This window comes from Limosilactobacillus balticus, from assembly GCF_014145615.1.
Taxonomy (GTDB): domain Bacteria; phylum Bacillota; class Bacilli; order Lactobacillales; family Lactobacillaceae; genus Limosilactobacillus; species Limosilactobacillus balticus.
This window is the reverse complement of the sequence record NZ_JACIVH010000069.1, coordinates 1-25,694: the sequence shown is the minus strand read 5'-3', so window position 1 is coordinate 25,694 and position 25,694 is coordinate 1. Positions and strand designations below refer to the sequence as shown.

The window sequence follows — 25,694 nt, the reverse complement described above, 5'->3', positions numbered from 1 at the left end:
TTAAATATAATCAAGAAGGGGAATAGCTGTTACGATATAGCTATTCTCTCCTTTTATCTGGAGTATTTTTATGAAAAAAGAAGAATTAATTGAACATCGTGATCGGGTAAAAGATCATTTAGTAGTATGGATTGTTTTAACAATTTGTTTGCAAATATTAACGGTCTTTCATATTTTGGCGTTCTTAAAATATGTAGTGTGGCTTTCTGCGGCTTATAGTATTTTACTAATTATCTTGTGGTGTTATTTAGAATTTAAGATTTTGCACATTAATAGCTAATTAGTCAATAAATTGTTTTATGTTATAATATACTCATAAGATATTGTAATATGTACACTATTAGTATAAATGAAATTATAAAATGCGCAGAGGATAAAAATGATAAATGACCATCGTAATCTTTCACGAATACAAAATAAAAAACTTGTATTACAACAGTTATTTAATAATGCCGAAACATCACGGGCAGAAATAGCACGCCAATTAAATTTAAATAAATCAACTGTCTCGTCAATATACGATGAATTAAACGAAGATGGATTTATTGAAGGGGTGCGGCAAGGAGAATCAACAAGTAGTGGTGGTCGAAAGCCCCACCTTGTTTGTTTAAATCGTAATTATGGATATGTTGCAAGTTTTAATATTGGGACATCATATATGGCCTCGATGTTTAATTATCTTAATGGTGAGATTATTCAATATAATCGTAAACCAATAGAAAAATTTGATATATTAAACATTATGCAAATAATAAAAGAAGAGATAAAAAAACTTCAGCAAGTTGATTCAACTCAACATGGGCTATTAGCTATTGCTTTTTCAATTCATGGAATAGTGTTTAATAATAAAATAATAGATTCACCTTTCTTAGCACTACAAGGAATAGACTTGGAAGAGTATTTTAGTAAAGAGTTTAATGTTCCGGTTGTGTTAGAAAACGAAGCTAATTTATCGGCGGTATTTGAACAAGATTTTGGAACTAACCAAGCGACACATGATTTAATTACAATTAGCATTCATCGGGGGATTGGTGTAGGCATTATTGCTGGTCATAATCTGTATCGAGGTTATCGCGGGATGGCTGGCGAAATCGGCCGCAGTTTAATGACAAATGATTTAGACAGTGGGTCACGACAACTTGTTAAGGTAGAATCGCTATGTTCAGAAGATTCTATTATCCGACAAGTAATGAATGCTAAAAATCTAACAGAGATCACTAGTGAAGACTTAGTTAAACTCTACCGCGAAGACGATCAAGTAAAACAGATCTTAAATCATGCGGCGCAGTTGATTGCTGAAGTTTCTTATAATGCGATTGTTTCTTATGGACCAGAAAAAATATATTTTAATTCAACATTATTCGAAGATTTGCCCGTAATGTATGAAATGGTACGAGATCGACTTGTAGAATTAGGAATCTTTTCTCCAATTCAAATGATAAAAGGTTCACGAATGACTTCTTTACTGGGAGCAAGTTCATTAGCAATTCATCGTGCCTTAGGATTAGATGATTATCTACTGCATTTTCGATGGCCAAAAGAAGTAAAAAATATTAATTAAATAGAGTGTAAGTAAAGACTTATTATCTAAACCATAGAAGTTTTTACTTACACTCTTAATTTTTAAATAAGGCCGAAACGATTTCTTACTGCTGTATTAATGCAGTTTGCTAATTTTTCTTTGACTTTTTGATTAACGTCGGCATCATTCTTATCATCTTTTAGATATGCGTCGACTACCATTGATGCCATTATATGTTTAGGATCAGAAAAAATCTTAACATTCATATATTTAGGATTTTCTGCCAGAACATCTTTAAATGTAAGAGTAATGGTTTTTCCATTAACCTTGATTGTGACGTTTCCGCCTTTTCCTAAAGCATAATTGAGCTCACTTGGACTACAATTTTTATATGCTATCATTAACTTTCTCCTTTCCATCGCTGATTTTAATTTCAGTATACCATAATTTTATTTATAAATATAAAAAGTCAGACCAGCTATCCAGTCTGACTAAATTTATTAATTTTCTTTTTGAATTGAAGTAGCTTCTGGTGCTGTATCTTTTTGCTTCTTTGATGCTTGAGTTCGTAGCCACTGTTCAATTTCTTCCAGAGACTTGCCTTGTGTTTCAAAGACTTTGGAATGGACGAACCAAATAGCAAGAAGACAAAAGATTCCATAACCGATAAAGAGAGTACCTTTACCGAAGAGACTTAGTAGAGGAGGGAATGTTAACGAAACAATGGCATTAGCAGTCCAATTAACACCAGCAGCAAAAGAATTTCCAAGACCACGAATGTTAAGTGGGAACATCTCACCAATCATTGTCCACATAATAGGACCCCAAGTACCGGAGAAAGAGGCAATGTAAATAACCATTGAAATAACAGCGATATCGGCAGCAAATTTTGAATCACTAGAATACATTAATCCCCAGCACATAATAAAGAGAGTAATACCCATTAGCCATCCACCAACGATTAACATTTTACGGCGACTAACTTTATTCATAAGGTAGATTCCGATAAAGGTTACAATAACATTAAAGATACTGATCCAAATATGTGAAAGTAAGGCAAAATGAACACCAAAACCGGCATCAGTAAAAATAGTTGGTGCATAGTAAAGAACTGTATTACAGCCCATTACTTGTTGAAAAATAGCTAAACCAACGGCCGCAATTAAAGCAGGACGAACCATCAAACCAAATAGTTCTTTCCATCCACCAGAAACGATTTCCGCTTGCTTCTTAATTTTTGCAATATCCCCATTAACAACATCTTCATCATTATTGTTCATTGTCATAAGAACTCCGCGCGCAACGTTTTCTTTATCATTACGGACCAAGTAACGTGGCGATTCAGGAAGGATAATTGCCCCGATAAATAGAATTGCTGCAGGAAGAGCCGCAAAACCAAGCATCCAACGCCAACCGGTATAAATTCCTTGAAGAGAATAGTTAAGAATGTATGCCAGAAGTAAACCAGACATAATCATAAATTGGAACATTCCTGACATCATCCCACGTTTAGAAACTGGAGCTAATTCAGCTAAATAAGTAGGAATTAACGAAGAAGCAGCTCCAACGGCTAAACCAAGGATAATTCGTGTAAAAATTAAAGTCCAAAATTCTGGAGCTAATCCTGAACCCAAAGCTCCGATGAAAAAGAGAATAGATGTTAATAATAGCAACTTACGACGTCCAAATCGATCTGAGAAGGGGCCAATTGTAATCGCCCCAATAATAGCACCGACAAGAACTGCTGAAACAACCCATCCTTGTTGCCAAGAGTTCAGTGATAATTGCTTTTCGATGAATAGAATAGCACCTGAAATTGAACCAGTATCATATCCAAAAAGCAAACCACCTAAAGCAGCAAAGAAGTAAATCCAACTTGCTGATAATTTATGTTTCATATTGAATCTCCTAACTATATACAGACAGCAATAATTAGTGTAAGTTGGTTGTTTGTATTTGGTTAGTTTAAATAAAGAACTAACCTTCGTAAAAGAGTATAACATTTATTGTTATTTTTTGAAAGCGCTTTTTTATTTACCTCTTAAATTTGTTGAATTATACATTGTGTATCGATCATAAAATGACAAAAATAAGTTATAAAAAAACGCTAACAATCAAAATGAAGATAAGTGATAATATACATATATAGGAGATACGGATGAAGAAAGGAGTAGTAATTTTGCAAAAGTTTATATCTATTCCAACAATTGAGTCAGGCCTATATATGTTTGGAGGGCATCAACGCACTGTTAATGGCGGATGGTCTTTCTTTGAGCAGCGCCATCAGGTATTTGAAGTAATGGTAGTAGTTGATGGTTATCAGCTCACTGAAATCCGTGACCAGTCGCCAATGGATTTAGGCCCAGGAGACGCCATTATTATTGCACCGGGAACCTTTCATACTAATCGGAATGCAAGTAAAACTGCCCCGATGACATATATGTGTTTACATTTTGACTTTGAAGATATTCAGCTACGATCACGAATTATTAGTTTAATTAGTAACCAGTTGATTCCAGCAAGCTCACAGTTAGCAAAAGCGTCTCAAAAAATGTTAAATGGAATTGTTAAGCTTTGCCGTAATAAAAGCCTTTCTAGTGATTTTAGTATTCAAGTCGAAATTGAAATACTTTTGCTAAAATATTTGAAGCAGGTTAATTCATTAATTAAAGATAAATATAGTCACAACAGCTCGCTTCCTTTTTCTAATAAGGAAGCACAGATTAGTCGTGACTTAGTAATTGCGATTGAAAACCGAGTTAATAACGATGATGAAAAGCCATCCTTTAACTTTAGCGATTTATGTAAAGAGTTAGGAATTAGTAGTGGGTATGGACATCGAGTTTTTAAGAAGGTTTATGGTACAACCCCTTTGCATTTTATTGATCGTGAAAAGTATAAAAAGGCTCAACGTCTCTTAGAATATTCTGGAAATTCAATTGAAGAAGTAGCTTATATGGTAGGAGCAGCGAACGTTTCAATCTTTAGTAAACAGTTTAGGAAATGGTCTGGATATTCGCCCAGTGAATATCGTAAACAAGTTATAAAGAAACGCTCAGTAAGGTCAAAAAATCAAACGGGATATTTTGAATAAGTGAGTAAAAATAGATCATAAATTGACAAATACTTGTCAGTATATGGTCTATTTTCTTTTTGTGAAAGCGAATACAATTGGTTCAGATGGAAATATCTGTCAGTTTATACAACTAACTTACATGAGATAAACTGAAAGGGTGAAATCAAATGGAGAATGTACCAACGGGAAAAATTGGTGAGACAGAGAAAACAATCTCCCAAGAAAAAGTAAATGAATTTGCAAAACTTTCATGGCGTGAACGAATTTGCTATGGAGCAGGGGATTTAGCACAGAACTTAATTTTTGGAACAATTGGTTCAATGTTATTGTTCTATCTCACTACTGTATTTGGAATTTCCGCAGCCGCTGGGGCAACAATCTTTTTAATCGTACGTTGGGTAAATGTTTTTTGGGACCCATGGGTTGGAACAGTTGTTGACAAGAGTCACTTTAAACATGGTGGAAAGTATCGGCCATTTTTAATTTACTTTGGAATTCCACTGACAATTTGTTGTGCACTGCTTTTCTTACCAATTCCTGCTGTTCGTGGAAATATATTTTATGCATTCTTTATGTATTTAGCTACTGCATTAATTTATTCATTTGTTAATATTCCATATGGATCATTAAATGCATCATTAACACGCGATAATGATGAAGTTTCAACTTTAACAACAGTTCGAATGACAGAAGCGAATATTGGGAACCTATTAGTGTATACTTTCTTACCACTATTTGTTCAATTAGCATCTCCAGATAAGAAATTACAAAGTATTGGCTTGTTTGGTATCAGATTAGATTTAGGGAATTATGCTTCTCCTCATGCTGCTAATGCTTATTTCAAAGTAATGATAGTTTATATGATAATTGGATTTATCATGTTGTTATGTACTTATTTTGGAATTAAAGAACGGGTTTTACCAACAGAAGAAGAAACTAAATCAGTTAAGTTTTCTGATTTATGGAACGAATTAATTGAAAATAAACCACTTCAAGTCTTGGGTTGGTTCTTCTTAATCAGTTTTACGTTTATGTTTTTTGGTAATACGGTATGGCCATTTTTCTTGCAATATAATATTGGTCATTCAGAATGGATGGCATCAATTAATTTAATTGGTTCGATTCCAGGAATTTTCCTTGTCTTCCTTTGGCCGCTTATTCGCCGAAGCATTGGTAAAAAAGGCTTTTTCTACTTATTTTTAACATTCTTTATTATTGGACAATTAATTTTATGGATTTGGTCTTTCCCAGCATTTAAAAACAATATTACTTTAGGATATATTGGGCGTTTTATCATGCAATGGGGAATTACTGCTGCTACGGGTTATATGTGGTCACTTGTTCCTGAAGTTATATCTTACGGTGAATGGCATTCTAAGAAACGGGTAGCTGGGATTATCAATTCAATTATGGGGCTATTTTTTAAGATCGGACTAGCCTTAGGGGGAATTATTCCAGGATATATTAATGCCTTTTGTCACTTTAATGGAACAAAGACTACTCAGCCTACTTCGGCGTTAACTGGTATTTCTATTTCGATGATCTGGATTCCAATTATTTTAGCAGTTATTGGTATGTGGGTTATGAGTAAATATCCTTTAAGTGATCCAGAAGTTGACAAAATCAATCATGAAATTGAAGCCAAGAGAAATGCTGCTAAGAACTAATTAAAGGAGACATCTAACTATGAATATTTATGTAGATAAAAACGTACCTATTGATGGTAATGGACAGAAAAATCATCCATTCAAAACAATTCAAGCAGCGGCCAACATTGCTCAGCCTGGCGACACTGTTTTAGTAGGTCCTGGAATTTATCGGGAAAATGTTAATCCCCAAAATAGTGGAACTTCAAGTAAACGAATTACGTATAAGTCATCAGAAAACTTGGGTGCTGTGATTACCGGAGCAGAACGAGTAACGAGTTGGGAAAAGATTGATGACAACGTTTGGAAAGTTAATATTCCTAATGGTGTTTTTGCAGATTATAATCCTTACACAACTAAAGTTTATGGTGATTGGTTTGATGCCCGTATTATTGCTCATACAGGTGAAGTGTATCTGAATGATAAAGCATTATATGAAGTTAATTCATTAGATGAAGTGAAAAAACCAGTCCGTAATGAGAAATCGTGGTATCCCGATGATACTTTATACACATGGTTTACTGAGCAAGATGATCGTAATAACGAAACAATTATTTATGCTAATTTCCAGGGAAACAATCCCAATAAAGAAAATGTAGAAATTAATGTTCGCGAGAATTGTTTCTATCCTCAAACAGAAGGGATAGGGTATATTACACTATCGGGATTCGGTGTAACCAAAGCTGCAACTCAATGGGCACCACCAACAGCTTATCAAGAGGGGATGATTGGGCCCCACTGGTCAAAAGGATGGATTATTGAAAAATGTGATATTTCCCATTCAAAGTGTTCAGGAATTTCATTAGGAAAGTATCTTCAGCCCAATAATGATAATAAATGGTCAAAATGGAAGTATAAAGATGGTACACAAACAGAACGTGATGCCATTTGTCAAGCTTCTTATGAGGGATGGGATAAAGAGCATGTTGGGTCTCATATTGTTCATCAAAATCATATTCATGACTGTGGTCAAACCGGTATCGTTGGCCATTTAGGCGGGGTATTTTCTTTGATTGAAGATAATGATATTCATGACATTAACGTTCGTCAGAATCTTGCAGGTGCTGAAATAGGTGGTATTAAGATGCACGCTGCAATTGACGTAACATATCGTCATAATCATATTCATCATTGTACTCGTGGTTTATGGTTAGATTGGCAAGCCCAAGGAACACGAGTAACTCAAAATGTATTTGATCATAATAGTCTACCAAATGACTTTAAGGTTACAAAAGATAATTTAGATGATGTTTTATCTGGCCTCGGTGAAGATATGTGGATTGAAGTTTCTCATGGGCCAACGTTGATTGATAATAATCTCTTGCTTTCTGATCGATCTGTTCGTTTAGCAGCTCAAGGGGTAGCATTTGTTCATAATTTAATTGCAGGAAGTTTTACAGCAATTGGACGTGGTACTGATAACAATTCAGTTAATTTACCGTCTAATCGATTTACACCATATCATGAAATTCACGGTACTAAGGTAATGGGCTTTATGACCATTCAACATGGAGATAACAAATTTTACAATAATATTTTTGTTCAACAAAAGTTACGCCCAGAAATGCAAAAACTAGCGGATATGAAGAAAGATGAACCAGATGATTGGGATGATTATAACTTTACGGTTGGTACAAAACCATTTGATAACTATCCAACATTTGAAGAATGGAAGAAACAATTTGATGGGTATTGTGGAATTTATGCACCAAATAGTGATCATTATTATAACCATTTGCCAATTTGGAGCGCAGGTAATATCTACTTTAATGGTGCAGAACCATGTAATATGGAAAAAGATGCCATTATTTCTGATAAAAAAATTCAATTAAAACTTGAACAACGAGATGAGGGACTATTTCTTAAAACCAATCTTTTTAATGCTGTGCCTGCAAAAACAGATGGCGTTATCTCTACTGATACAATCATGATGGCATTTGAACCGGAAGAAAAATATGAAAACCCTGATGGTACTCCAATTACATTTAACACTGATTTCTTTGGTACTCATCGAGAAGGAATTAAAGTGACAGCAGGGCCATTTGCTGGCGCAGAAGAAATTCAAAAAAGCTTGTTTTAAATAATAAATTAAAAAATTTACCTAATAAGAAAAAAGCGAACTATAATTTCTTTAATTGTGGTTCGGTTTTTCGGATATCTGTCAACTGGTATGGTTGACTAAAAATACTTCCTATGAAAATGTAGGGGGTATTTTTTAATTGAATAAATTAATGGGCTATAGACGTTTGGTATTGATATGTAACCCTTTCTTTGTGATTTTATACGTAAAATCACAAAGAAAGGGTTTACAAAATTGCTTTAAGGGTATATATTAATAATTGTAAGTTAGTTGTTTATACAAACTAAATGGATGGGAGGCCGTAAATATGGCTGATTTATGGAATGATATTGATAAAATTGAATACGAGGGACCACATAAAAGTATTAAGTCTGGTTTGTTCTACCAATACTACAACCCAGATGAAGTAATTTTAGGTAAGAAAATGAAGGATTGGCTTCGTTTCTCAGTCGCATATTGGCACACATTCGATCAACGGTTAGTTGACCCATTCGGTGATGGAACTGCTCAACGTCCATATGACAAATACAGTGACCCAATGGATTGCGCTTTAGCAAAGGTTGATTATGCATTCGAATTTTATAACAAATTAGGTGTTGATTTCCTTTGCTTCCACGATCGTGATTTAGCTCCAGAAGGTGACACACTTCGCGAAACAAACAAGAATTTGGATCGAGTAGTTGATAAGATTGTTGAATATCAAAAAGCTACCGGCATGAAAGTTCTTTGGAATACTTCAAACCTCTTTACAAATCCACGGTTCTTAGAAGGTGCTGGTACTGCTCCTTCAGCAGAAATTTACGCTTATGCTGCTGCTCAATTAAAGCACAGTCTTGAAGTTGGTAAGCGCGTTGGTTCAGAGAACTATGTATTCTGGGGTGGACGTGAAGGATATGAATCACTTTGGAACACAGATATGAAGCGTGAACAATCTCATATTGCTAAGTTCTTCCACATGGCTAAAGATTACGCTAATGAAATTGGTTTTGACGCTCAAATGCTTCTTGAACCAAAGCCAAAGGAACCAACTACTCACCAATATGACTTTGATGCTGCAACAACAATCAACTTCATGCGTGAATATGGTCTTGATAAGGACTTTAAGCTTAACCTTGAAGGTAACCATGCTAACTTAGCTGGTCACACGTACCAACACGAAATTCGGGTTGCTCGTGAAGCAGGATTGCTTGGTTCTCTTGATGCCAACCAAGGTGATAAGTTAATTGGTTGGGATATCGATGAATATCCATCTAACCTTTATGAAACTACTGCTGCTATGTGGGAAGTTATTCAAAACGGTAGCATTGGACCTCGTGGTGGATTAAACTTTGATGCAAAACCACGTCGGACATCGTTTAAGCCTGTAGATCTCTTCTATGGTCACATTGTTGGTATGGATAGCTTTGCTGCTGGTTTACGGGTTGCTGCTGCTATGAAGGAAGACGGTTTCTTAGATGATATTATTAAAGAACGTTACTCCACATGGGATGAAGGCTTAGGTAAGAGTATTGAAGACGGTAATGAAAACTTTGCTAGTCTTGAAGAAAAAGTAATTGATACTCCACAAAGCGAATTGTTAGCAGCCACACATTCAGACCATCTTGAAGAAATTAAAGACACAATTAACCACTACATGATTGAAACGCTTGCTAAGTAAACATCTCCTATCAATCCAAAAAACTACAACATGACAAGCATTCACTCAGTACGGAAAAAAGTCATATAATAAAAGGGCCGAGGCAATCAACTTTGCCCCGACCCTTTTTGGTTAAGAAGGGAATGAAATTATAATGAACGAATATGTAATTGGGGTCGACCTAGGTACAAGTGCAGTCAAGGTTTCAGCGATGGACCGTGATGGCAAAATTGTTGCGCAACAAAGCTATGGCTATGATCTCCATCAGCCTCATCCTGGCTACAGCGAACAAGACCCGCGAGATTGGCTTTATGGAACAACGATTGCAATTGATCGATTAATTTTAAGAGACGGATTAAAGGCTGAAGAAATTGATGGAATCTCATTCTCAGGACAAATGCACGGGCTGGTTTTGCTGGATGCTAATGGACAAGTATTGCGACCAGCGATGCTATGGAATGATACACGGACGACTAAGCAATGTGAAGAAATTAAAGAAAAGCTGGGCGATAAATTTATTGAGATTACTGGTAACCGTGCCTTGGAAGGATTCACTTTACCTAAGCTTTTGTGGGTTAAAGAAAATGAACCAGAGATTTGGGCAAAAGCAAAAAGTTTCTTATTGCCTAAAGATTATGTTCGTTATGTAATGACTGATAAACAGGCAATAGATTATTCCGATGCCACCGGAACAGTCCTATTTGATATCAAGAAGAATACTTGGAGTAAAGAAATCTGCGATGAATTTGGCATCTCTATGTCGATGTGTCCCCCATTAATTCGTTCAATTGATGAAGCGGGGACGGTTACTGATTCTTATTCGATGTTCTCAGGATTAAAGACGACCACTAAAGTTTTTGGCGGTGGCGGTGATAATGCTTGTGGAGCCGTTGGAGCAGGTATTCTAAAGCCAAATATGGTAATGAGCAGTATTGGAACATCAGGCGTGGTTTTGAAATATGAGCCCGATGCAAATGTAAATTATCACGGTGCCTTACAGTATGAGTGTCATGCAATTCCTGATACTTACTATTCAATGGGGGTTACGCTAGCTGCGGGGCATTCGTTAAATTGGTTCAAACATACTTTTGCAAAAGATGAAGATTTCACAGCAATGGTTAATAGGGCATCTGAACGGCCATTGGGAGCTAACGGTTTGATTTTTACGCCATACCTTGTCGGTGAGCGAACGCCATACGCTGATGCTGATGTTCGGGGGAGCTTTATCGGTGTTGACAGTATGCAAAACAAGTATGATTTTGTTCGTTCAGTAATTGAAGGTATTACTTTTAGTTTCCGCGATATTCTAAATATTTATGATCAACATGGTCAAGATTTTGATACGGTTGTCGCTATTGGTGGTGGAGCTAAGAGTGAATTTTGGCTGCAACTACAAGCTAATATCTTTAATAAAAAAGTAGTTTCATTAACAAATGAACAGGGGCCAGGTCTCGGTGCTGCGATGTTAGCTGCAGTAGGTCTGGGATGGTTTGATTCACTTCAAGATTGTGCGAAGAAGTTCGTTCATTTTGGCAAGACCTATGATCCGCAACCAGAAATAGTAGTAAAATATAATGAGCTCTATAAGATATATCATCGTGTTTATGACCAAACTAAAGATCTTAGTCACGATATTATGAAATTACGAAATAGTTGGGATTAATAAAAAGGATTAAACATTATGTTGAAAATGCTGATGTTTAATCCTTTTTTTGTATATTAAGAATATTTTTTCGGCGAATATCATTTGGCAATACACCAAACATGTTTTTAAAGTCTTTTCTGGCAGTTCGCATATTCGTTAAACCATTCTTTAATAATAGTTCTTTAATTGGGATATTTGTATTAATGATATCTTGATAAAACTGGTTAATTTTTACTTCATAAATGTAATTTATTAATGATATACCAGTTTGTTCCTTAAAAAGTCGGGATAGATAGCTTGGATTATATCCAAATTTTTTAGCTAAACCATTAACGGATAGTTTCTGATAATAATGTTTATTAATGAAAATAATAATATCTTTTAAGCGATTATTGCTTGTTTGCAGTGGGGTTTTAGAAACCAGTTTTGTAAAAATTAGTTTTAGAAGTTGTAAAAAAACTATCTCACTATCAAAACGAAATCCAAGAGGTTGAGAACAAATCAAATTACCTAATTCTTTAATTAGACTAACAATTGTTTTATAAGTGATCGTCGTGGTTACGCCATTTTGAAAATCAACTTGTTCTGGATGATCTATATATTGTGCTAAAGCAGAAAGTGGAATTTGAAGTACATAAGCAATGTTCGGCGAATTTGTAACATCATGAACTACCCCAGAAGGAACAATTATGAACTCATTTGCCCCAACTTTATAAGTTTTTCCATTAATAGTGAACAAAAGCTTTCCATCAATAACACATACGATTTCAATACTACTATGCCAGTGAAAAGGTACATATCCATTTGAATCAACTGCTGATTTCCAAAAACGAATGCCGAGCTTAGTATTGACAATAACATTTTCATGATGACTACTATTCATAATTTTTCTCCTAAAGTTACATTTCTTACTTATATAGATGAAAATTTAGTGTTGTAAATTTAATTACATTGATATGAATTCGCTTACATAATATTATACTACTGTAAATTAATTCAATAAACAAACTAACTTACTGAACCTATACCATAAGAATAATTAGGAGGAGAAGAAATTGAATGAAATCAAGAATCCGATAATTCCTGGAATGGCACCCGATCCCTCAATTTTGAGAGTAGGTGAAGATTATTACATTGCAACATCAACTTTTCATTGGAAGCCGGCTATTCAAATTTTTCACTCAAAGAATTTAGTGAATTGGCGACTATTAACATATGCTTTAAGCGATAAAGATGTGGATCTCCAAGGAACAAATACACCGGCTGGAATCTGGGCACCTCATCTTTCGTATGATGCAAATCAGAAAAAGTTCTGGCTAGCATATTGTCATGTTCAAAACATGGCTGGCCGAGAGTTCAATGCAGAAAGTTATATTATGTCAGCCGATCAGATTACTGGTCCGTGGTCAAAACCGCAATATCTAACTTCAATTGGTTTTGATCCATCGCTATTTCATGATAGTGACGGTAAACACTATGCCGCAGTTTTGGAATGGGAAACTCGAGTGGGCTATCAAGCTCCTGGTCACATAGTAATCGCTGAGGTTAATTTAATAACAGGGAAGGTTGGCGATTGGCATCGAGTTACAACAGGTTTTACTACTCGGGGATGTGTTGAAGCACCGCAAATTTATAAACATGATGGTTATTATTATCTGTTATTGGCATCGGGAGGAACTGGCTATGCTCACGGAGTTGAAGTAGGGCGTGCTAAAGAAATCTTTGGGCCATATGAACCAGATCCAACTGGTGAACCGATTGTAACTTCATCACCACGTCACTTGTTCTCTCTTGGTAATCCGGATGCTGGACACTTTGAAATGTATAATCCACAGTCTAAATTGCAGAAGTCTGGACATGGCTCCCTAGTGGAAACTCCAGACCGTCAATGGTATCTTGCTCACCTAATGTCACGACCGTTACCAGGAAAAAAATTAAATCCTCTAGGGCGAGAAACATCATTACAAAAGATGCGATGGAATGAAGAAGGATGGTTAGAAATGGCTGATGGGAGCAACTTAGCTAAGTCAATAGTTGAAGTCCCAGCAGAAGTTAAACAAGACTGGCAATTCTTTAACATTGATGACCATTTTACCAACGGTCACTACGATCAACGATTTATGACCCCTTATCATGGGCAGAGTAATGAATGGGTACAAGTTACTGATGAAAAATTACTAATTAGTGGTCGAAACTCCTTCTTTTCACAAGTATCGCCGTCAATTATGGGGACTCGTGCCACTTCATTAAACTATGATCTTCAAACTAAAGTAACTTTTCATCCTAAGCATTATTCTGAAACAGCGGGTGCTGGCTTTTACTACGACGCGAATAACTGGTTCTATGTGCGTCTTTGTCAATCTGATAATGAAAAGCAGACAGTTTTAAGAATTTTACAAGCTAAACAAGGCAAACGAATTGATTACTACAACGATGAGGTAGTTATTTCAAATGAGAAGGTTGAACTTAAATTGCATTATGAGTTAGGGCTGGCGACAGTTTTTTACCGCTTAGCCGAAACTGAAAATTGGCAACAGCTTGCTAAACAATTTGATCTTTCTTATCTTTCAGATGAAGGAGTTAATGGTGAACCAGGAGAAATTGGTGGCTTTACAGGTCTTTTCAATTTTATTGGGGCAGTGGATGCTTATGAACATCAGTCTTTTGGAGAATTTGAATATTATCAAGTGACTAACCATCTTTAAAGATTATGATTCCGAAATTGATTAGGAGTCATTCCCATCCACCGCTTAAATTGCCGAGTAAAGTGAGATTGTTCAGTATAGCCAAGGACCGTACTAATATCTGAAATACTAAAATTTGGAATCATAAGCAGATGCTTAGCCTCTGATAGCTTTAACTCTGATAGATAAGCTCGCGGTGATATCCCATAGACATCGCGAAAAACTTCTGTACCATAGCTAAGACTAATTTGGGCCTTACCAATTACGTTCTTAATAGTGATTGTATTAGTAGTCTGTGGGTCAATTCCTTGTTGCGTGAAATTGTAAATCTGATTTTTTAACTGTTGTTGAAGGTTACTAGCAATCATTCCTGCATACTTAAGTTTAGTAAGCCTAGTATTTTTCTCATGATGAGCAGTTTGTTGGTTCAAAACAATAAGAAAATCAGTAAAGAACTTTTGAATATTAAGTTTGGTTGCGAATGTATATTTCATGTCAGGCCTAATTAATTGGTAAAGGGTGGTGAGACTTGGCAATAGTTCCTTATTTTGTGGGGTGGATTGTGGGTAGTAGATTAAGCCGTGCTCAATCAGTTGGGTACTTAACAGTTGGTCATCTAAAGAAAAGTGGAAGTTAAAATAATCCATCTCTTTAAGACAGGTAATATCGTGTTCCAAATTTGGCGGAATTATGAGAATATCACCGGCGTTAAGGATAAATACATGCTGTGCTAGATTCACCCGTTCGGCACCAGATAAAACCTGAATCAGTTCAAAGGCTAGATGACGTTCAGTACCGATGTGCCATCCCGCCTTAACCTGTTGGCAATGACCACCAAAAAAACTTAGTTGCCAATTAAGGGCAGGTAAGCGAATTGCGTTACAAAGAATCGTGGATTGATATGGTTTCATAATTAATACCTCAAAAAGGGACAAATTTACCTAGGTTATGATCTATGAATATGCTTACATTATCACGATAATAAAATAGTAGTCAAATGAAATCGATTTCAAACAATGATTGAAAGGAAAATGACCAATGAAACAGTTATTATATGGGGTTGCTTATTACTTTGAATATCTTCCATATGACCGAATTAATAAGGATATTGAGATGATGCAGATAGCTGGGATAAACGTCGTCCGGATCGGTGAAAGTACTTGGAGTACTTATGAGCCTCAGGATGGTCAGTTTAATTTTTCAAAGCTTACCTATGTTTTGGATAAAATGCAGGCGGCGGGAATGAATGTGATTGTGGGAACACCAACTTATGCTTTTCCCACTTGGTTAGCAAAGAAATATCCAGAGGTACTGGTTGAAAACGATGGACAGCGCAAGCCATATGGTGCACGGCAGATTATGGATATCACTAGCCCAATCTATCGTTACTATGCTGAACGGATTATCCGCCATATGATGGCGATTACTGCAAAGTATGATAATGTAATTGGCTACCAGATTGATAATGAAACCAAACATTATGGCACTTCCAGCGAAAACGTTCAACGTGGCTTTGTTGAATATATTAAGAACAAGTACAATGGTGACTTGGACCAATTTAACTATGATTTTGGCCTAGATTACTGGTCAAATCGGATTAATGCATGGGAAGATTTTCCTTCTGTTAGCGGGACGATTAATGGTAGTTTAGCTGGGGAATTTTCTAAGTACCAACGTCAACTGGTGACGGATTACCTTATTTGGCAAGCACGAATCGTAAATGAATATAAGCATCGAAACCAATTTATTACCCACAACTTTGACTTTGAATGGCGTGGGTTTTCATATGGTATTCAACCAAATGTTAACCATTTTGCAGCAGCAAAGTGCTTGGATGTCGTAGGAATCGATGTTTACCACCCAGCACAGCGCCAGTTAACTGGTGCTGAGTTATCATTTGCCGGTGACGAAGCTCGAAGCATTAAAATGCAAAACTACTTAGTAATGGAAACCCAAGCTCAGGCTTTTAAGAATTGGACGCCATATCCAGGACAATTGTATCAAATGACTTTTAGTCATGTAGCTACTGGTGCCAACATGGTTGAATACTGGCACTGGCACTCAATTCATAACTCATTTGAGACTTACTGGAAGGGACTTTTAAGTCATGATTTTGCTCCAAATCCAGTTTACAATGAGGCCAAAAAAGTTGGCCAAGACTTCCAACGTCTTTCACCTAAACTAATTAACCTTAAGATCAATTCACGAGTAGCATTTGTAGTTGACAATGAAAGCTTAACTGCAACTAGTAGTAATTGGATGGAATTTGGTATTGGCAAGGATAAGTATAATGACGTCTTTCGACGACTCTATGATGCATTTTATCGTCATAACATTCGCACAGATATCTTAAATCCATCAACGATTGATCTTGATCACTATGACCTAATCGTAGTCCCAATGCTCTATGTTAGTGATGATGCCTTCCTGTGGAAGCTAAACACCTATGTTCAAAATGGTGGTCATGTGCTTTATACGTTTAAGAATGGTGTTACTGATCAACATGTCAAGGTGCGGACTTGTCAGCAGCCTGGAATCATTAGTGAAGCTATTGGCGCTCATTATGAGATGTTTGTTGACCCAAATGGCGAAAAGTTAGCTGATCGGTCAGGAATTTTTAAGAGGGTTGATACAACAATTGATCAGTGGGCCGAACTACTGGTTAGCGATAGTGCAAAGGTACTCGCTGGTTACGATAATCACTGGAAAGATTACGCTGCGATTACGGAAAATCGATTTGGTCAGGGGATGACCTGGTACCTTGGTTGTTGGGCTAACGTTGAAGTGATTGAGAGATTAGTAGAACATATTTGTCACCGAATTGATCTACAGTCAAATTATGGCGTGCATTTTCCAATTATCGTAAAGTCGGGAATCAATGAATTTGGTCACCAAATTGACTTTATTTTTAACTATAGTGATCAGGTTACCATAGTTAAATTACCAGTGAATGGAACTGAACTTCGAGCTAATCAGCCAGTTAAAGAGAATGATCAAATTAAATTATCCCCTTGGGATGTAAAAATTATTGAAAGACAAGAATAAATTTTTTTAACACTAATTGAAAGCGCTTTATCAGGAGGGTGTATAATGCAAAATGTAAATAACGAACAAGCGATGACCACGACCGCTTCAAAAACTAGTCGGATTCGTTTCTCACTATCTTTCTTTGTCTGCTCACTACTTTGGATGAGTGGTTTAGGAATTGTTTCAGCAGTTCTTTTACCACAACACTTAAAGAATGTTGTTGGTGGAGCGCAAGCGACAACGATATTTGGAATTATTAATGCTGTTACAGCAATTGCTTCATTAGTTTCAAATTTATTATTTGGTAATTTATCAGACCGAACACGTTCACGCTATGGTCGACGGACACCATGGATTGTCGGAGGTGGAATCGTCGGAGGTATTACCTTATTTCTAACGGGAGTTTTTGATAATGTTTGGTTAATGGGACTAATGTATTGTATCTGTATGTTTGGCTTGAATGCCATTATTGCCCCAGTTATTGCCACTTTATCAGATAGAGTTCCAGATGATTTACGGGCAACGATGTCGGCTTTCTATTCTGCTGGGACGACTGTTGGTACTTCAATTGGTACCTTGGTTGGTGCCTTCTTTATAACTATTCAAATCCCTGGCTTTGTTTCTGCTGGTATTTTAATGGGTATTTCTGGAATTGCGACTGTCTTGGTATGGCCAAGTGAAAAGTCTTCTAAGAATATGACACCCGTAAAAGGTGGTTTTAAGGAATTTATGCTATCTTTTCGTCCACCGATGAAAGGTGCTAGGGACTTTTGGTTGGCCTTTGTCGGTCGAACGCTGCTAATCTTTAGTTATTATATGATTTTAAACTACCAACTTTACATTTTAGAAATGTACATTGGTCAAGACAAGCAAGCAGCAGCTACGACTATTTCTGTTATGTCAGTTATTACAATGGTTGTGGGGTTAGTTGGTTCACTGACTTCTGGAGCTATTTCCGATAAAATTGGTCGGCGAAAGTTACCAGTTATAGTGGCCTCAGTTCTATTAGCAATCGGTTATCTTCTACCATGGATTTTGAAGTCACCAAGTTCAATGATGATGTTTGCTGGGTTTGCTGGTTTAGGCTACGCTGTTTATGGTGCAGTCGATCAAGCTTTAAATGTTGACGTTTTGCCTTCGAAGAAGGAAGCCGGAAAGGATTTAGGTATTATCAACATGGCAACAACGTTAGGACAAACTGCCGGGCCAATTGTTACTAGTGCTTTAGTTGCTGCTGCTGGTTATCGACTGGTATTTCCTGTTGCAATTGCCTTTGCTATTATCGCCTGTGTATTTATTCAAATGATTCGGTGCACAAAGTGAGGAGTGGTAGTCATGAATAAAAAGATTAAAGGAGTTAACTTAGGTGGATGGCTTGTCTTGGAAAAATGGATGTCACCACATTTATTTGATGGAACTAATGCGGATGATGAATATTATTTGGCCCATGATTTATCAGCAGATGTGTATCAAGCAAGAATTGAACAGCACCGAGCTAACTTTATTACAGAAGAAGATTTTCTGCGGATTGCTAAGTTGGGTTTTAACCTAGTTCGCTTACCGTTGCCTTATTTTATCTTCGGAGACCGGAAACCATTTATTGGAGAAATTGAATATGTTGATCGTGCCTTTAACTGGGCTGAGGCTTATGGAATTAAGATACTATTAGATCTCCATACTGCACCAGACAGTCAAAATGGTTTTGATAATGGTGGAATTTCTGGTGTTTGCAAATGGGCTAGTGAGCCAGAAGAAATAAAGTTTGAGAAAAACGTTATCAAACGTTTGGCTCAGCGTTATGGTAACCGGGAAGGTCTATATGGGATTGAAGTCTTAAATGAGCCGGCAACAAATGAAATATTTGCTGATATGCAACGTCGTTACCAACCCCGCGATTCTGCGATGGCAAAAGGTAGTGCACCTATTACCTTTGAGTTTTTGTACCAGTATTACTTAGATTGCTATCGGCTATTACGACCGATTTTACCAGCAGACAAGGTAATTATGTTCCACGACGGCTTTAATATTGACAAGTGGGAAGACTTCTTTAAACAGCATGATTTTGAAAATGTTGTTCTTGATACTCATCAATATTTAATGATGGCCGAAATTCGCAATCATGATCTTTCGATAACTGCTTATCAAAAGACAATGACTGACTTTGGTAAAAAAATTGCTGAAGTTAATAAGTATGTACCTGTAGTAACTGGTGAATGGTCACTCTTTAACTCCTATACAGCAGGGATTGATACTAATGGAGGAATAAACCCAACTCAACAAGAATTTGATGGTGCAGTCCATATGGATAAAGAAAAACTTCAAAAAATTTATCAAATTCTTTGGAAAACACAAGTTGATGCGTGGAATCAAGGAATTGGTTATATCTACTGGACTTATAAATTAAATATTGACACGGTTAATGAGCCAGCCTGGTACGGTTGGGATTGTTGGGCATTACAACGAGTAGTTGATAAGGACTGGGTTAAATTAAGCGATATTTAGTTATATTATGATAGTATAAACTGATAACAGACTATGGGAATGTTAAGTTCTTGATTCTTTTTATGCTTATAGGAACAAAAAGAATCGATTGAGCTAGTTATGTATTATTCATATCTATGCTTTTGCTTACAATAAGAACAACTTAGAAGGGATAAGGATAATGGTAAAAATTGATTTAAATTTTGTTAAGGGATTAACGCTTGAGGAAAGAGCTGCCTTAGTTTCAGGAAAAGATTTTTGGTTTACCGCTAAAGTACCTGGAGTAGATCGAATGATGGTGTCAGATGGACCCTCTGGATTACGCAAACAAGATTTATCTGTTTCGCCAACTGATATTAATGATTCTGTTGATGCAGTTTGTTTTCCTTCATCCGCTTTAACAGCTAGTTCGTTTGATGATAGTTTGCTATTTAACTTAGGAAGTCATCTTGGAGTAGCAGCAAATGCCGAACATCTTGGCGTTTTACTCGGCCCTGGAGTTAATATCAAGCGTAGTCCCTTAGCTGGACGTAACTTTGAGTATTTTTCTGAAGATCCACTATTAGCTGGTCGAATGGGGACAGCATATGTAAAGGGAGTTCAAGAAAAGGATGTTGGTGTTAGCGTCAAACATTTTGCTGCGAATAACCGTGAAGATCAGCGTTTTACATCTTCATCTAATATTGATGAGCGAGCTTTACGGGAAATTTATTTAGCTCAATTTGAACGGATTGTTAAAGAAGCCCAGCCTGCTACCTTAATGTGTTCTTATAATAGACTGAATGGGGTTCTTAATTCCCAAAATCAGCGCTTGTTAACGGAAATTTTGCGTAACGAATGGGGATTTGAAGGATTAGTAATGTCTGACTGGGGCGCTGTTGGCGATCATGTTGCAGCCATAAAAGCAGGCTTAGATTTAGAAATGCCAGGTAAAGGTCAAGTCTCTGTTGATGAAATTGTGACAGCAGTAAAAGAAGGCCGATTACAAGAATCAACCCTAAACCGTTCAGCACTCCGGATATTACGAATGGTTGAAAAATGGGGGAAAGATGCCGCTACGGCTGAAGATTATGATAAAGAAGAACAACATAATTTTGCCCGTCAAGTTGCTGATGAGAGTATTATTTTACTTCAAAATAAAAATCAACAGCTTCCCTTAAAAAAGAGTGAATCCGTCGCAATTATTGGTGAATTAGCAGCTAAGCCACGGTTTGAAGGTGGGGGAAGTTCGCATGTCAATGCCCACTATCTTGTTACTCCGCTTCAAGCAGCTCCTACTAATGCTCAATATGCACAAGGATACTCATTAGATAGCGAGCAGGAAGATGAAGGTTTACTCAATGAGGCGTTGCAACTAGCTAAAAGTAGCGACAAAGTTATTATATTTGCTGGTTTTCCTGAAGAAATGGAGACAGAGGGCTTTGATAAAACATCAATCTCATTACCATTAAATCAAAATCGCCTTATCGAACAAGTTGCTCAAGTTAATCCTAATATCACAGTTGTATTACAAAATGGTTCAGCCCTTGAGATGCCATGGGCAGGTAAAGTAGGTGCGATTGTTGAAACTTACTTAGCTGGGGAAGCAGTCGGTGAAGCAACGTGGGATATTTTAACAGGGAAAGTCAATCCATCTGGAAAGTTATCAGAAACATTTCCACTTCGGTTACAGGATAATCCAACCTATGGAACCTTTGGCAAAGATCATGATCAAGAGGATTATCATGAAGGGATCTTTGTCGGTTATCGATACTATGACTTGCATGAGATGCCAGTTCTCTTTCCATTCGGTCATGGATTGAGTTACACAAGCTTTGAATATCACGATTTGGTTGTTCAAGAAGGAACAGACGAGGTTAATGTAAGCTTACAAGTAACAAATACAGGGGAGGTTGCCGGAAAAGAAGTTGTTCAACTTTACGTAGCAAACCATGTTAGTCGTGTGGAAATGCCCGTTAAAGAATTATGCAATTTTGCGAAGGTTGATCTTCAGCCAGGAGAAACCAAGACTGTTGAGATGAGACTATCGCGCCGTGCCTTTAGTTGGTATAACATTAACAATGAGCAGTGGGAAGCTGATAATGGAAGATATGAGATCATGCTTGGCTCTTCTTCACGTGATGTTCGCTTAACAGCTGATTTTAAACTGACAATCGGGGTTGACCCACTAGGTGAAGTTACAGAAGATACCTACATTGGAGAAGTTTGGAATAGTAATAATCCTAAAATTCAAGAAGCGCTTGAAAAATCTGGCTTATATGATGCTTTAAAACCGATGATGGCTGATGACGCATGGGTAGCGATTTCTGCGAATATGCCATTGCGCTCGCTTACTGCTGCAGGAGTAGATGAAGAGAAGCGTGAAGCCTTTTTAAAAGAACTTAGATAATGTAAATAACGGAGAAAACAACTGTCTTAAGGTTATTTTCTCCGTTATTTTATTGTTAATTTATTTCTTGAATTAATCCATTAAAGAAGTGTTTTAGCGATACTTGGCCACCGCTAGTACGTTCTCCTTTGAGAAATGAAATTTCATTATGAACGTTTTTGTATTCATATAAATTATTCGCATATTCCAGAATAATGTCGTTTTCTGGATAATCCATACACATATGGGCGAGATTATTAAGGCCGGTTTTTATATCGCGCCGAATCCGTTGGAAAATTATCTTTTTACCATGCTCATCACATTGGAAAAATTCTTCAAAATTAACCTCGTCAAAACTAATTTCTCGTTCAATCATTGTATTAATAAGCTTGTTAATTGCAGGAGCACCATTTCCAGCTGTAATACCAAGGAAACGTAAGATAGATTGAGCGTTTTCTTTTTTCTTGTTTTTTCCACTAATCGTAACCGTATTGTTGTTCGTAGCAGCACCGCTCACAAGATCTAAAACTTGAAGAAGGCGATTAGACATATTAATATTTTGTGCTGCTAGTTTAATAACAGATTTAACTTCTGCAATGTTTAGTGGTTTTTCAATAAAAAAGTCAATCCCATGTTGATATGCACTCGTTTTTACAGAGGGCAAAATTGCTTGAGCAGTCATAATGAAGTGTGGATAATGATGACTATCCTGGATTTTTTGAATGAGTTGAACTCCATCCATCGCTGGCATTGCATAATCAATAAACATAATATCAATTCCTAGACGCATTGCATCATCATAGGCCTGTTGCGGATTAGAGGTTGTTCCGACAACAGTATTGTTGAAATCATTTTCAATAATATTGGATAATAAATGAATAATTTTACTATCATTATCTAAAATATAAAAATTCATGTATTTTCACCGATTTCTTGATGTTCTTTGAAGTATTATGAAACACTATTTTATTTTACTATTTGTGAAGATAATAGACAATAGAGTTGATATTTTACAAATGTGTAGGTGTTTCCGCTTACATCATTGTGAATAAGGAGATTGTTGTAAAAAAGTCGCTAAATTTTTTCTGTTATTTATGGAATCTTTTTGAAGTATTATGAAACTTAATCCTATTATAGTACTTGTATTAAGACCTTAGGAGGAAATAAAAAATGGCTTTTAATTTACGTAATCGTAGTTTCTTAACTCTTGCAGATTTTAACACTCGGGAAATGGAATACATGCTTGATCTTGCTGAAGATTTAAAGAAGGCAAAATATGCTGGTTATGAAGGCAAGAATCTTGAGGGTAAGAACATTGCTTTGATTTTTGAAAAGAGTTCTACCCGTACTCGTTGTTCTTTTGAAGTTGGTGCTAAGGATGAAGGTGCTCATGTAACTTACCTTGGCCCATCAGGCTCACATATTGGTCACAAGGAATCTGTTAAGGATACTGCACGAGTTCTTGGCGGGATGTTCGATGGTATCGAATATCGTGGATTCTCACAACGTAATGTTGAAATTTTAGCTAAGTACTCTGGTGTACCAGTTTGGAATGGTTTAACTGACGAAGATCACCCAACACAAGTACTTGCTGACTTCTTAACCGCTCACGAAGTATTGAAGAAGCCTTACAAGGACATCAAGTTTGCCTTTGTCGGTGACGGTCAAGATAATGTTTCAAATGCATTGATGCTTGGTGCCGCCGTAATGGGTATGGAATATCACGTTGTTACTCCTAAGGAATTGGAACCAACTAAGGAAACGTTAGATAAGGCTAACGAAATTGCTGCCAAGACTGGTGCTAAGATTGTTGTTACTAATGACATCAAGGAAGGTGTCAAAGGTATGGACGTAATCTATGCTGATGTTTGGGTATCAATGGGTGAATCTGATGACATGTGGGAAAAGCGGATTAACCTTCTTAAGCCTTACCAAGTAACAATGGATGTTATGAAGGCTACTGAAAATCCTAATGTTCTCTTTGAACACTGTCTTCCTGCATTCCACAACCTCGACACTGAAGTTGGTAAGGAAATTGAAAAGAAGTTTGGCTTAAAGGAAATGGAAGTTACTGACGAAGTATTCGAAAGTGAACATTCAGTTGTCTTCCGTGAAGCTGAAAACCGGATGCACACTATTAAAGCTGTAATGGTTGCAACTTTAGGTGAACAAAACTAATTAGGAGGCATTTGCCATGGCTAAAGTAGTCGTTGCTTTAGGGGGAAATGCATTAGGCAAATCACCTGAAGAACAATTAAAGTTAGTAAAAAATACTGCTTCCTCATTAATCGGGTTAATTGCTGCAGGAAACCAAGTAGTTATTAGTCACGGTAATGGTCCCCAAGTGGGTGCCATTAATTTAGGGATGAATTTTGCTGCTGAACACGGCAAAACTGCTGCTTTTCCTTTCCCAGAGTGTGGTGCAATGAGTCAAGGTTATATTGGCTACCATTTGCAACAAAGTTTAGAAAATGAATTACACCACCGTTGGATGAATAAGAGTGTGGCAACAATTGTAACGCAAATTGCAGTTGACCCTAATGATCCTGCTTTTGAAAATCCATCAAAGCCTGTTGGTGACTTTTACACTAAAGAACAAGCTGATGAAATTGCCAAAGAAAAGGGCTACACTTTTAAAGAAGATGCGGGACGTGGATATCGTCAAGTCGTTCCTTCTCCACTACCAATGAAGATTATGGAACTTGATAGCATTAAAACATTGATTGATGCTGATAAGCTTGTTATTGCTGGTGGTGGTGGTGGTGTACCTGTAATCATCACTGATAAAGGACTTGAAGGAGTTCCAGCGGTTATTGATAAGGATCGTTCAAGTGCATTGTTAGCCGATAAGATTGATGCTGATAAGTTGATTATTTTAACTGCCGTTGATCATGTTTATGTTAACTATGGAAAGCCGGATGAAAAAGCCCTTAAGACATTAAACGTTGCAGAAGCTCAGAAATACATGAAAGAAGGACAGTTTGCTGCTGGTAGCATGCTACCTAAGATTGAAGCATGTCTTTCATTTGTTGAAGGTCATCCAGAACGAGAAGCATTAATTACTTCATTAGATGGCCTTGATGATGCTCTTGCCGGTAAAGTCGGGACAGTTATTCGTGATAACTAAAAAGAGAGAGTGGGAAATAACCTCCTCGACAAGGCGGTGGGCTAAGCTAGGACGATGATTAGCACGGCACGGGCTGATTATCGTTCATACTTAGACTCGAGCCTTGTGGCGACGCGAAGCTAGTTCCACGTTATCTTTCTATTGTTCATAAAAGTAGTTGAGGCTGAGAGAAAACAAAAGTTTTCTCCCAGCCTCGCTTTCCTACGATTAGTCAAGAAAAATATTTAGAAAAGAAGAGTATACTAAACCAACCCGGTTCTTCTTCAAAAATCGAGAATTAGTGATATATTAAATTTGTGAGACGATTATGCCCTCACAGGGACCATAGAGTCCGTATACCGATAGTGGTATTTTTCATGGTGCTTAATCATGGATAAGAGACATTTCAGAGTTTTATTCATA

Annotated in this window: 19 protein-coding genes; 14 read left to right on the top strand and 5 right to left on the bottom strand. The window is 36.8% G+C overall.

Going from position 1 to position 25,694, the window contains the following annotated elements; translation table 11 throughout:
- The first annotated feature begins 70 nt into the window (after positions 1–70).
- Together H5S10_RS07125 and H5S10_RS07120 are read left to right on the top strand one after the other, a co-directional pair.
- Positions 71–280, top strand: a complete 210-nt coding sequence (locus H5S10_RS07125; RefSeq protein WP_182585966.1) for a hypothetical protein — start codon at positions 71–73, stop codon at positions 278–280.
- 99 nt (positions 281–379) lie between these two features.
- Entirely contained in the window at positions 380–1,561 is a 1,182-nt protein-coding gene (locus H5S10_RS07120; protein WP_182589170.1) for an ROK family transcriptional regulator, read from the top strand.
- A 62-nt stretch (positions 1,562–1,623) separates the two neighbouring features.
- Here H5S10_RS07120 and H5S10_RS07115 read toward each other — a convergent pair whose 3' ends face one another.
- Entirely contained in the window at positions 1,624–1,923 is a 300-nt protein-coding gene (locus tag H5S10_RS07115) for a hypothetical protein (protein WP_182589169.1), read from the bottom strand.
- A 99-nt stretch (positions 1,924–2,022) separates the two neighbouring features.
- On the bottom strand, positions 2,023–3,420 hold the full coding sequence (locus tag H5S10_RS07110) for a sugar porter family MFS transporter (protein ID WP_182589168.1): 1,398 nt from the start codon (positions 3,418–3,420) through the stop codon (positions 2,023–2,025).
- Positions 3,421–3,680: 260 nt separating this feature from the next.
- On the opposite strand from H5S10_RS07110, the gene H5S10_RS07105 reads away from it, so the two are divergent.
- From H5S10_RS07105 to xylB, 5 genes are all read left to right on the top strand, one after another.
- The gene (locus H5S10_RS07105) at positions 3,681–4,616 is read left to right on the top strand and encodes an AraC family transcriptional regulator (protein ID WP_182589167.1); all 936 of its coding nucleotides are present in this window, start codon (positions 3,681–3,683) and stop codon (positions 4,614–4,616) included.
- A gap of 149 nt (positions 4,617–4,765) precedes the next feature.
- The gene (locus H5S10_RS07100; protein WP_182589166.1) at positions 4,766–6,265 is read left to right on the top strand and encodes an MFS transporter; all 1,500 of its coding nucleotides are present in this window, start codon (positions 4,766–4,768) and stop codon (positions 6,263–6,265) included.
- 19 nt (positions 6,266–6,284) lie between these two features.
- Positions 6,285–8,324 (top strand): right-handed parallel beta-helix repeat-containing protein, encoded by a 2,040-nt coding sequence (locus H5S10_RS07095; protein WP_182589165.1) that lies wholly within the window; start codon positions 6,285–6,287, stop codon positions 8,322–8,324.
- A gap of 307 nt (positions 8,325–8,631) precedes the next feature.
- Entirely contained in the window at positions 8,632–9,981 is a 1,350-nt protein-coding gene (gene xylA / locus H5S10_RS07090) for a xylose isomerase (protein ID WP_086120626.1), read from the top strand.
- Positions 9,982–10,114: 133 nt separating this feature from the next.
- The gene (gene xylB, locus H5S10_RS07085; protein ID WP_182589164.1) at positions 10,115–11,623 is read left to right on the top strand and encodes a xylulokinase; all 1,509 of its coding nucleotides are present in this window, start codon (positions 10,115–10,117) and stop codon (positions 11,621–11,623) included.
- 37 nt (positions 11,624–11,660) lie between these two features.
- Here the strand turns inward: xylB and H5S10_RS07080 are convergent, their stop codons facing one another.
- A complete protein-coding gene (locus tag H5S10_RS07080) occupies positions 11,661–12,488 on the bottom strand; it encodes an AraC family transcriptional regulator (RefSeq protein WP_182589163.1) in 828 nt (275 codons plus the stop codon).
- A 172-nt stretch (positions 12,489–12,660) separates the two neighbouring features.
- On the opposite strand from H5S10_RS07080, the gene H5S10_RS07075 reads away from it, so the two are divergent.
- Positions 12,661–14,310: a family 43 glycosylhydrolase gene (locus tag H5S10_RS07075; protein WP_182589162.1), complete on the top strand. Its 1,650-nt coding sequence runs from the start codon at positions 12,661–12,663 to the stop codon at positions 14,308–14,310.
- Here H5S10_RS07075 and H5S10_RS07070 read toward each other — a convergent pair.
- Positions 14,307–15,200 carry a helix-turn-helix transcriptional regulator gene (locus tag H5S10_RS07070; protein WP_182589161.1) on the bottom strand — a complete coding sequence of 298 codons (894 nt, stop codon included), beginning with the start codon at positions 15,198–15,200 and terminating at the stop codon, positions 14,307–14,309. The two genes, H5S10_RS07075 and H5S10_RS07070, sit on opposite strands and share 4 nt — an antisense overlap.
- A gap of 127 nt (positions 15,201–15,327) precedes the next feature.
- Here H5S10_RS07070 and H5S10_RS07065 point away from each other — a divergent pair, with 127 nt between their 5' ends.
- From H5S10_RS07065 to H5S10_RS07050, 4 genes are all read left to right on the top strand, one after another.
- Complete coding sequence (locus H5S10_RS07065) at positions 15,328–17,334, top strand: beta-galactosidase (protein WP_182589160.1); 2,007 nt, start codon at positions 15,328–15,330, stop codon at positions 17,332–17,334.
- A 45-nt stretch (positions 17,335–17,379) separates the two neighbouring features.
- Positions 17,380–18,639: an MFS transporter gene (locus H5S10_RS07060; protein ID WP_182589159.1), complete on the top strand. Its 1,260-nt coding sequence runs from the start codon at positions 17,380–17,382 to the stop codon at positions 18,637–18,639.
- A gap of 12 nt (positions 18,640–18,651) precedes the next feature.
- Complete coding sequence (locus tag H5S10_RS07055; RefSeq protein WP_182589158.1) at positions 18,652–19,818, top strand: glycoside hydrolase family 5 protein; 1,167 nt, start codon at positions 18,652–18,654, stop codon at positions 19,816–19,818.
- A 160-nt stretch (positions 19,819–19,978) separates the two neighbouring features.
- The gene (locus H5S10_RS07050) at positions 19,979–22,186 is read left to right on the top strand and encodes a glycoside hydrolase family 3 C-terminal domain-containing protein (protein WP_182589157.1); all 2,208 of its coding nucleotides are present in this window, start codon (positions 19,979–19,981) and stop codon (positions 22,184–22,186) included.
- 55 nt (positions 22,187–22,241) lie between these two features.
- On the opposite strand, the gene H5S10_RS07045 is transcribed toward H5S10_RS07050, so the two are convergent.
- Positions 22,242–23,081, bottom strand: a complete 840-nt coding sequence (locus H5S10_RS07045; protein WP_182585978.1) for a DNA-binding domain-containing protein — start codon at positions 23,079–23,081, stop codon at positions 22,242–22,244.
- Between the two features lie 254 nt (positions 23,082–23,335).
- Here H5S10_RS07045 and argF point away from each other — a divergent pair, with 254 nt between their 5' ends.
- A complete protein-coding gene (gene argF / locus H5S10_RS07040) occupies positions 23,336–24,343 on the top strand; it encodes an ornithine carbamoyltransferase (protein WP_003670402.1) in 1,008 nt (335 codons plus the stop codon).
- 16 nt (positions 24,344–24,359) lie between these two features.
- Positions 24,360–25,292, top strand: a complete 933-nt coding sequence (arcC, locus tag H5S10_RS07035; protein WP_153702677.1) for a carbamate kinase — start codon at positions 24,360–24,362, stop codon at positions 25,290–25,292.
- Positions 25,293–25,694 lie beyond the last annotated feature (402 nt).

What these genes read in the sequence shown, in the direction of transcription:
- H5S10_RS07125 (WP_182585966.1), top strand. Translation starts at nt 71, where the DNA reads ATGAAAAAAGAAGAATTAATTGAACATCGTGATCGGGTAAAAGATCAT.
- H5S10_RS07120 (WP_182589170.1), top strand. Translation starts at nt 380, where the DNA reads ATGATAAATGACCATCGTAATCTTTCACGAATACAAAATAAAAAACTT.
- H5S10_RS07115 (WP_182589169.1), bottom strand. Translation starts at nt 1,923, where the DNA reads ATGATAGCATATAAAAATTGTAGTCCAAGTGAGCTCAATTATGCTTTA.
- H5S10_RS07110 (WP_182589168.1), bottom strand. Translation starts at nt 3,420, where the DNA reads ATGAAACATAAATTATCAGCAAGTTGGATTTACTTCTTTGCTGCTTTA.
- H5S10_RS07105 (WP_182589167.1), top strand. Translation starts at nt 3,681, where the DNA reads ATGAAGAAAGGAGTAGTAATTTTGCAAAAGTTTATATCTATTCCAACA.
- H5S10_RS07100 (WP_182589166.1), top strand. Translation starts at nt 4,766, where the DNA reads ATGGAGAATGTACCAACGGGAAAAATTGGTGAGACAGAGAAAACAATC.
- H5S10_RS07095 (WP_182589165.1), top strand. Translation starts at nt 6,285, where the DNA reads ATGAATATTTATGTAGATAAAAACGTACCTATTGATGGTAATGGACAG.
- xylA (WP_086120626.1), top strand. Translation starts at nt 8,632, where the DNA reads ATGGCTGATTTATGGAATGATATTGATAAAATTGAATACGAGGGACCA.
- xylB (WP_182589164.1), top strand. Translation starts at nt 10,115, where the DNA reads ATGAACGAATATGTAATTGGGGTCGACCTAGGTACAAGTGCAGTCAAG.
- H5S10_RS07080 (WP_182589163.1), bottom strand. Translation starts at nt 12,488, where the DNA reads ATGAATAGTAGTCATCATGAAAATGTTATTGTCAATACTAAGCTCGGC.
- H5S10_RS07070 (WP_182589161.1), bottom strand. Translation starts at nt 15,200, where the DNA reads ATGAAACCATATCAATCCACGATTCTTTGTAACGCAATTCGCTTACCT.
- H5S10_RS07065 (WP_182589160.1), top strand. Translation starts at nt 15,328, where the DNA reads ATGAAACAGTTATTATATGGGGTTGCTTATTACTTTGAATATCTTCCA.
- H5S10_RS07060 (WP_182589159.1), top strand. Translation starts at nt 17,380, where the DNA reads ATGCAAAATGTAAATAACGAACAAGCGATGACCACGACCGCTTCAAAA.
- H5S10_RS07055 (WP_182589158.1), top strand. Translation starts at nt 18,652, where the DNA reads ATGAATAAAAAGATTAAAGGAGTTAACTTAGGTGGATGGCTTGTCTTG.
- H5S10_RS07050 (WP_182589157.1), top strand. Translation starts at nt 19,979, where the DNA reads ATGGTAAAAATTGATTTAAATTTTGTTAAGGGATTAACGCTTGAGGAA.
- H5S10_RS07045 (WP_182585978.1), bottom strand. Translation starts at nt 23,081, where the DNA reads ATGAATTTTTATATTTTAGATAATGATAGTAAAATTATTCATTTATTA.
- argF (WP_003670402.1), top strand. Translation starts at nt 23,336, where the DNA reads ATGGCTTTTAATTTACGTAATCGTAGTTTCTTAACTCTTGCAGATTTT.
- arcC (WP_153702677.1), top strand. Translation starts at nt 24,360, where the DNA reads ATGGCTAAAGTAGTCGTTGCTTTAGGGGGAAATGCATTAGGCAAATCA.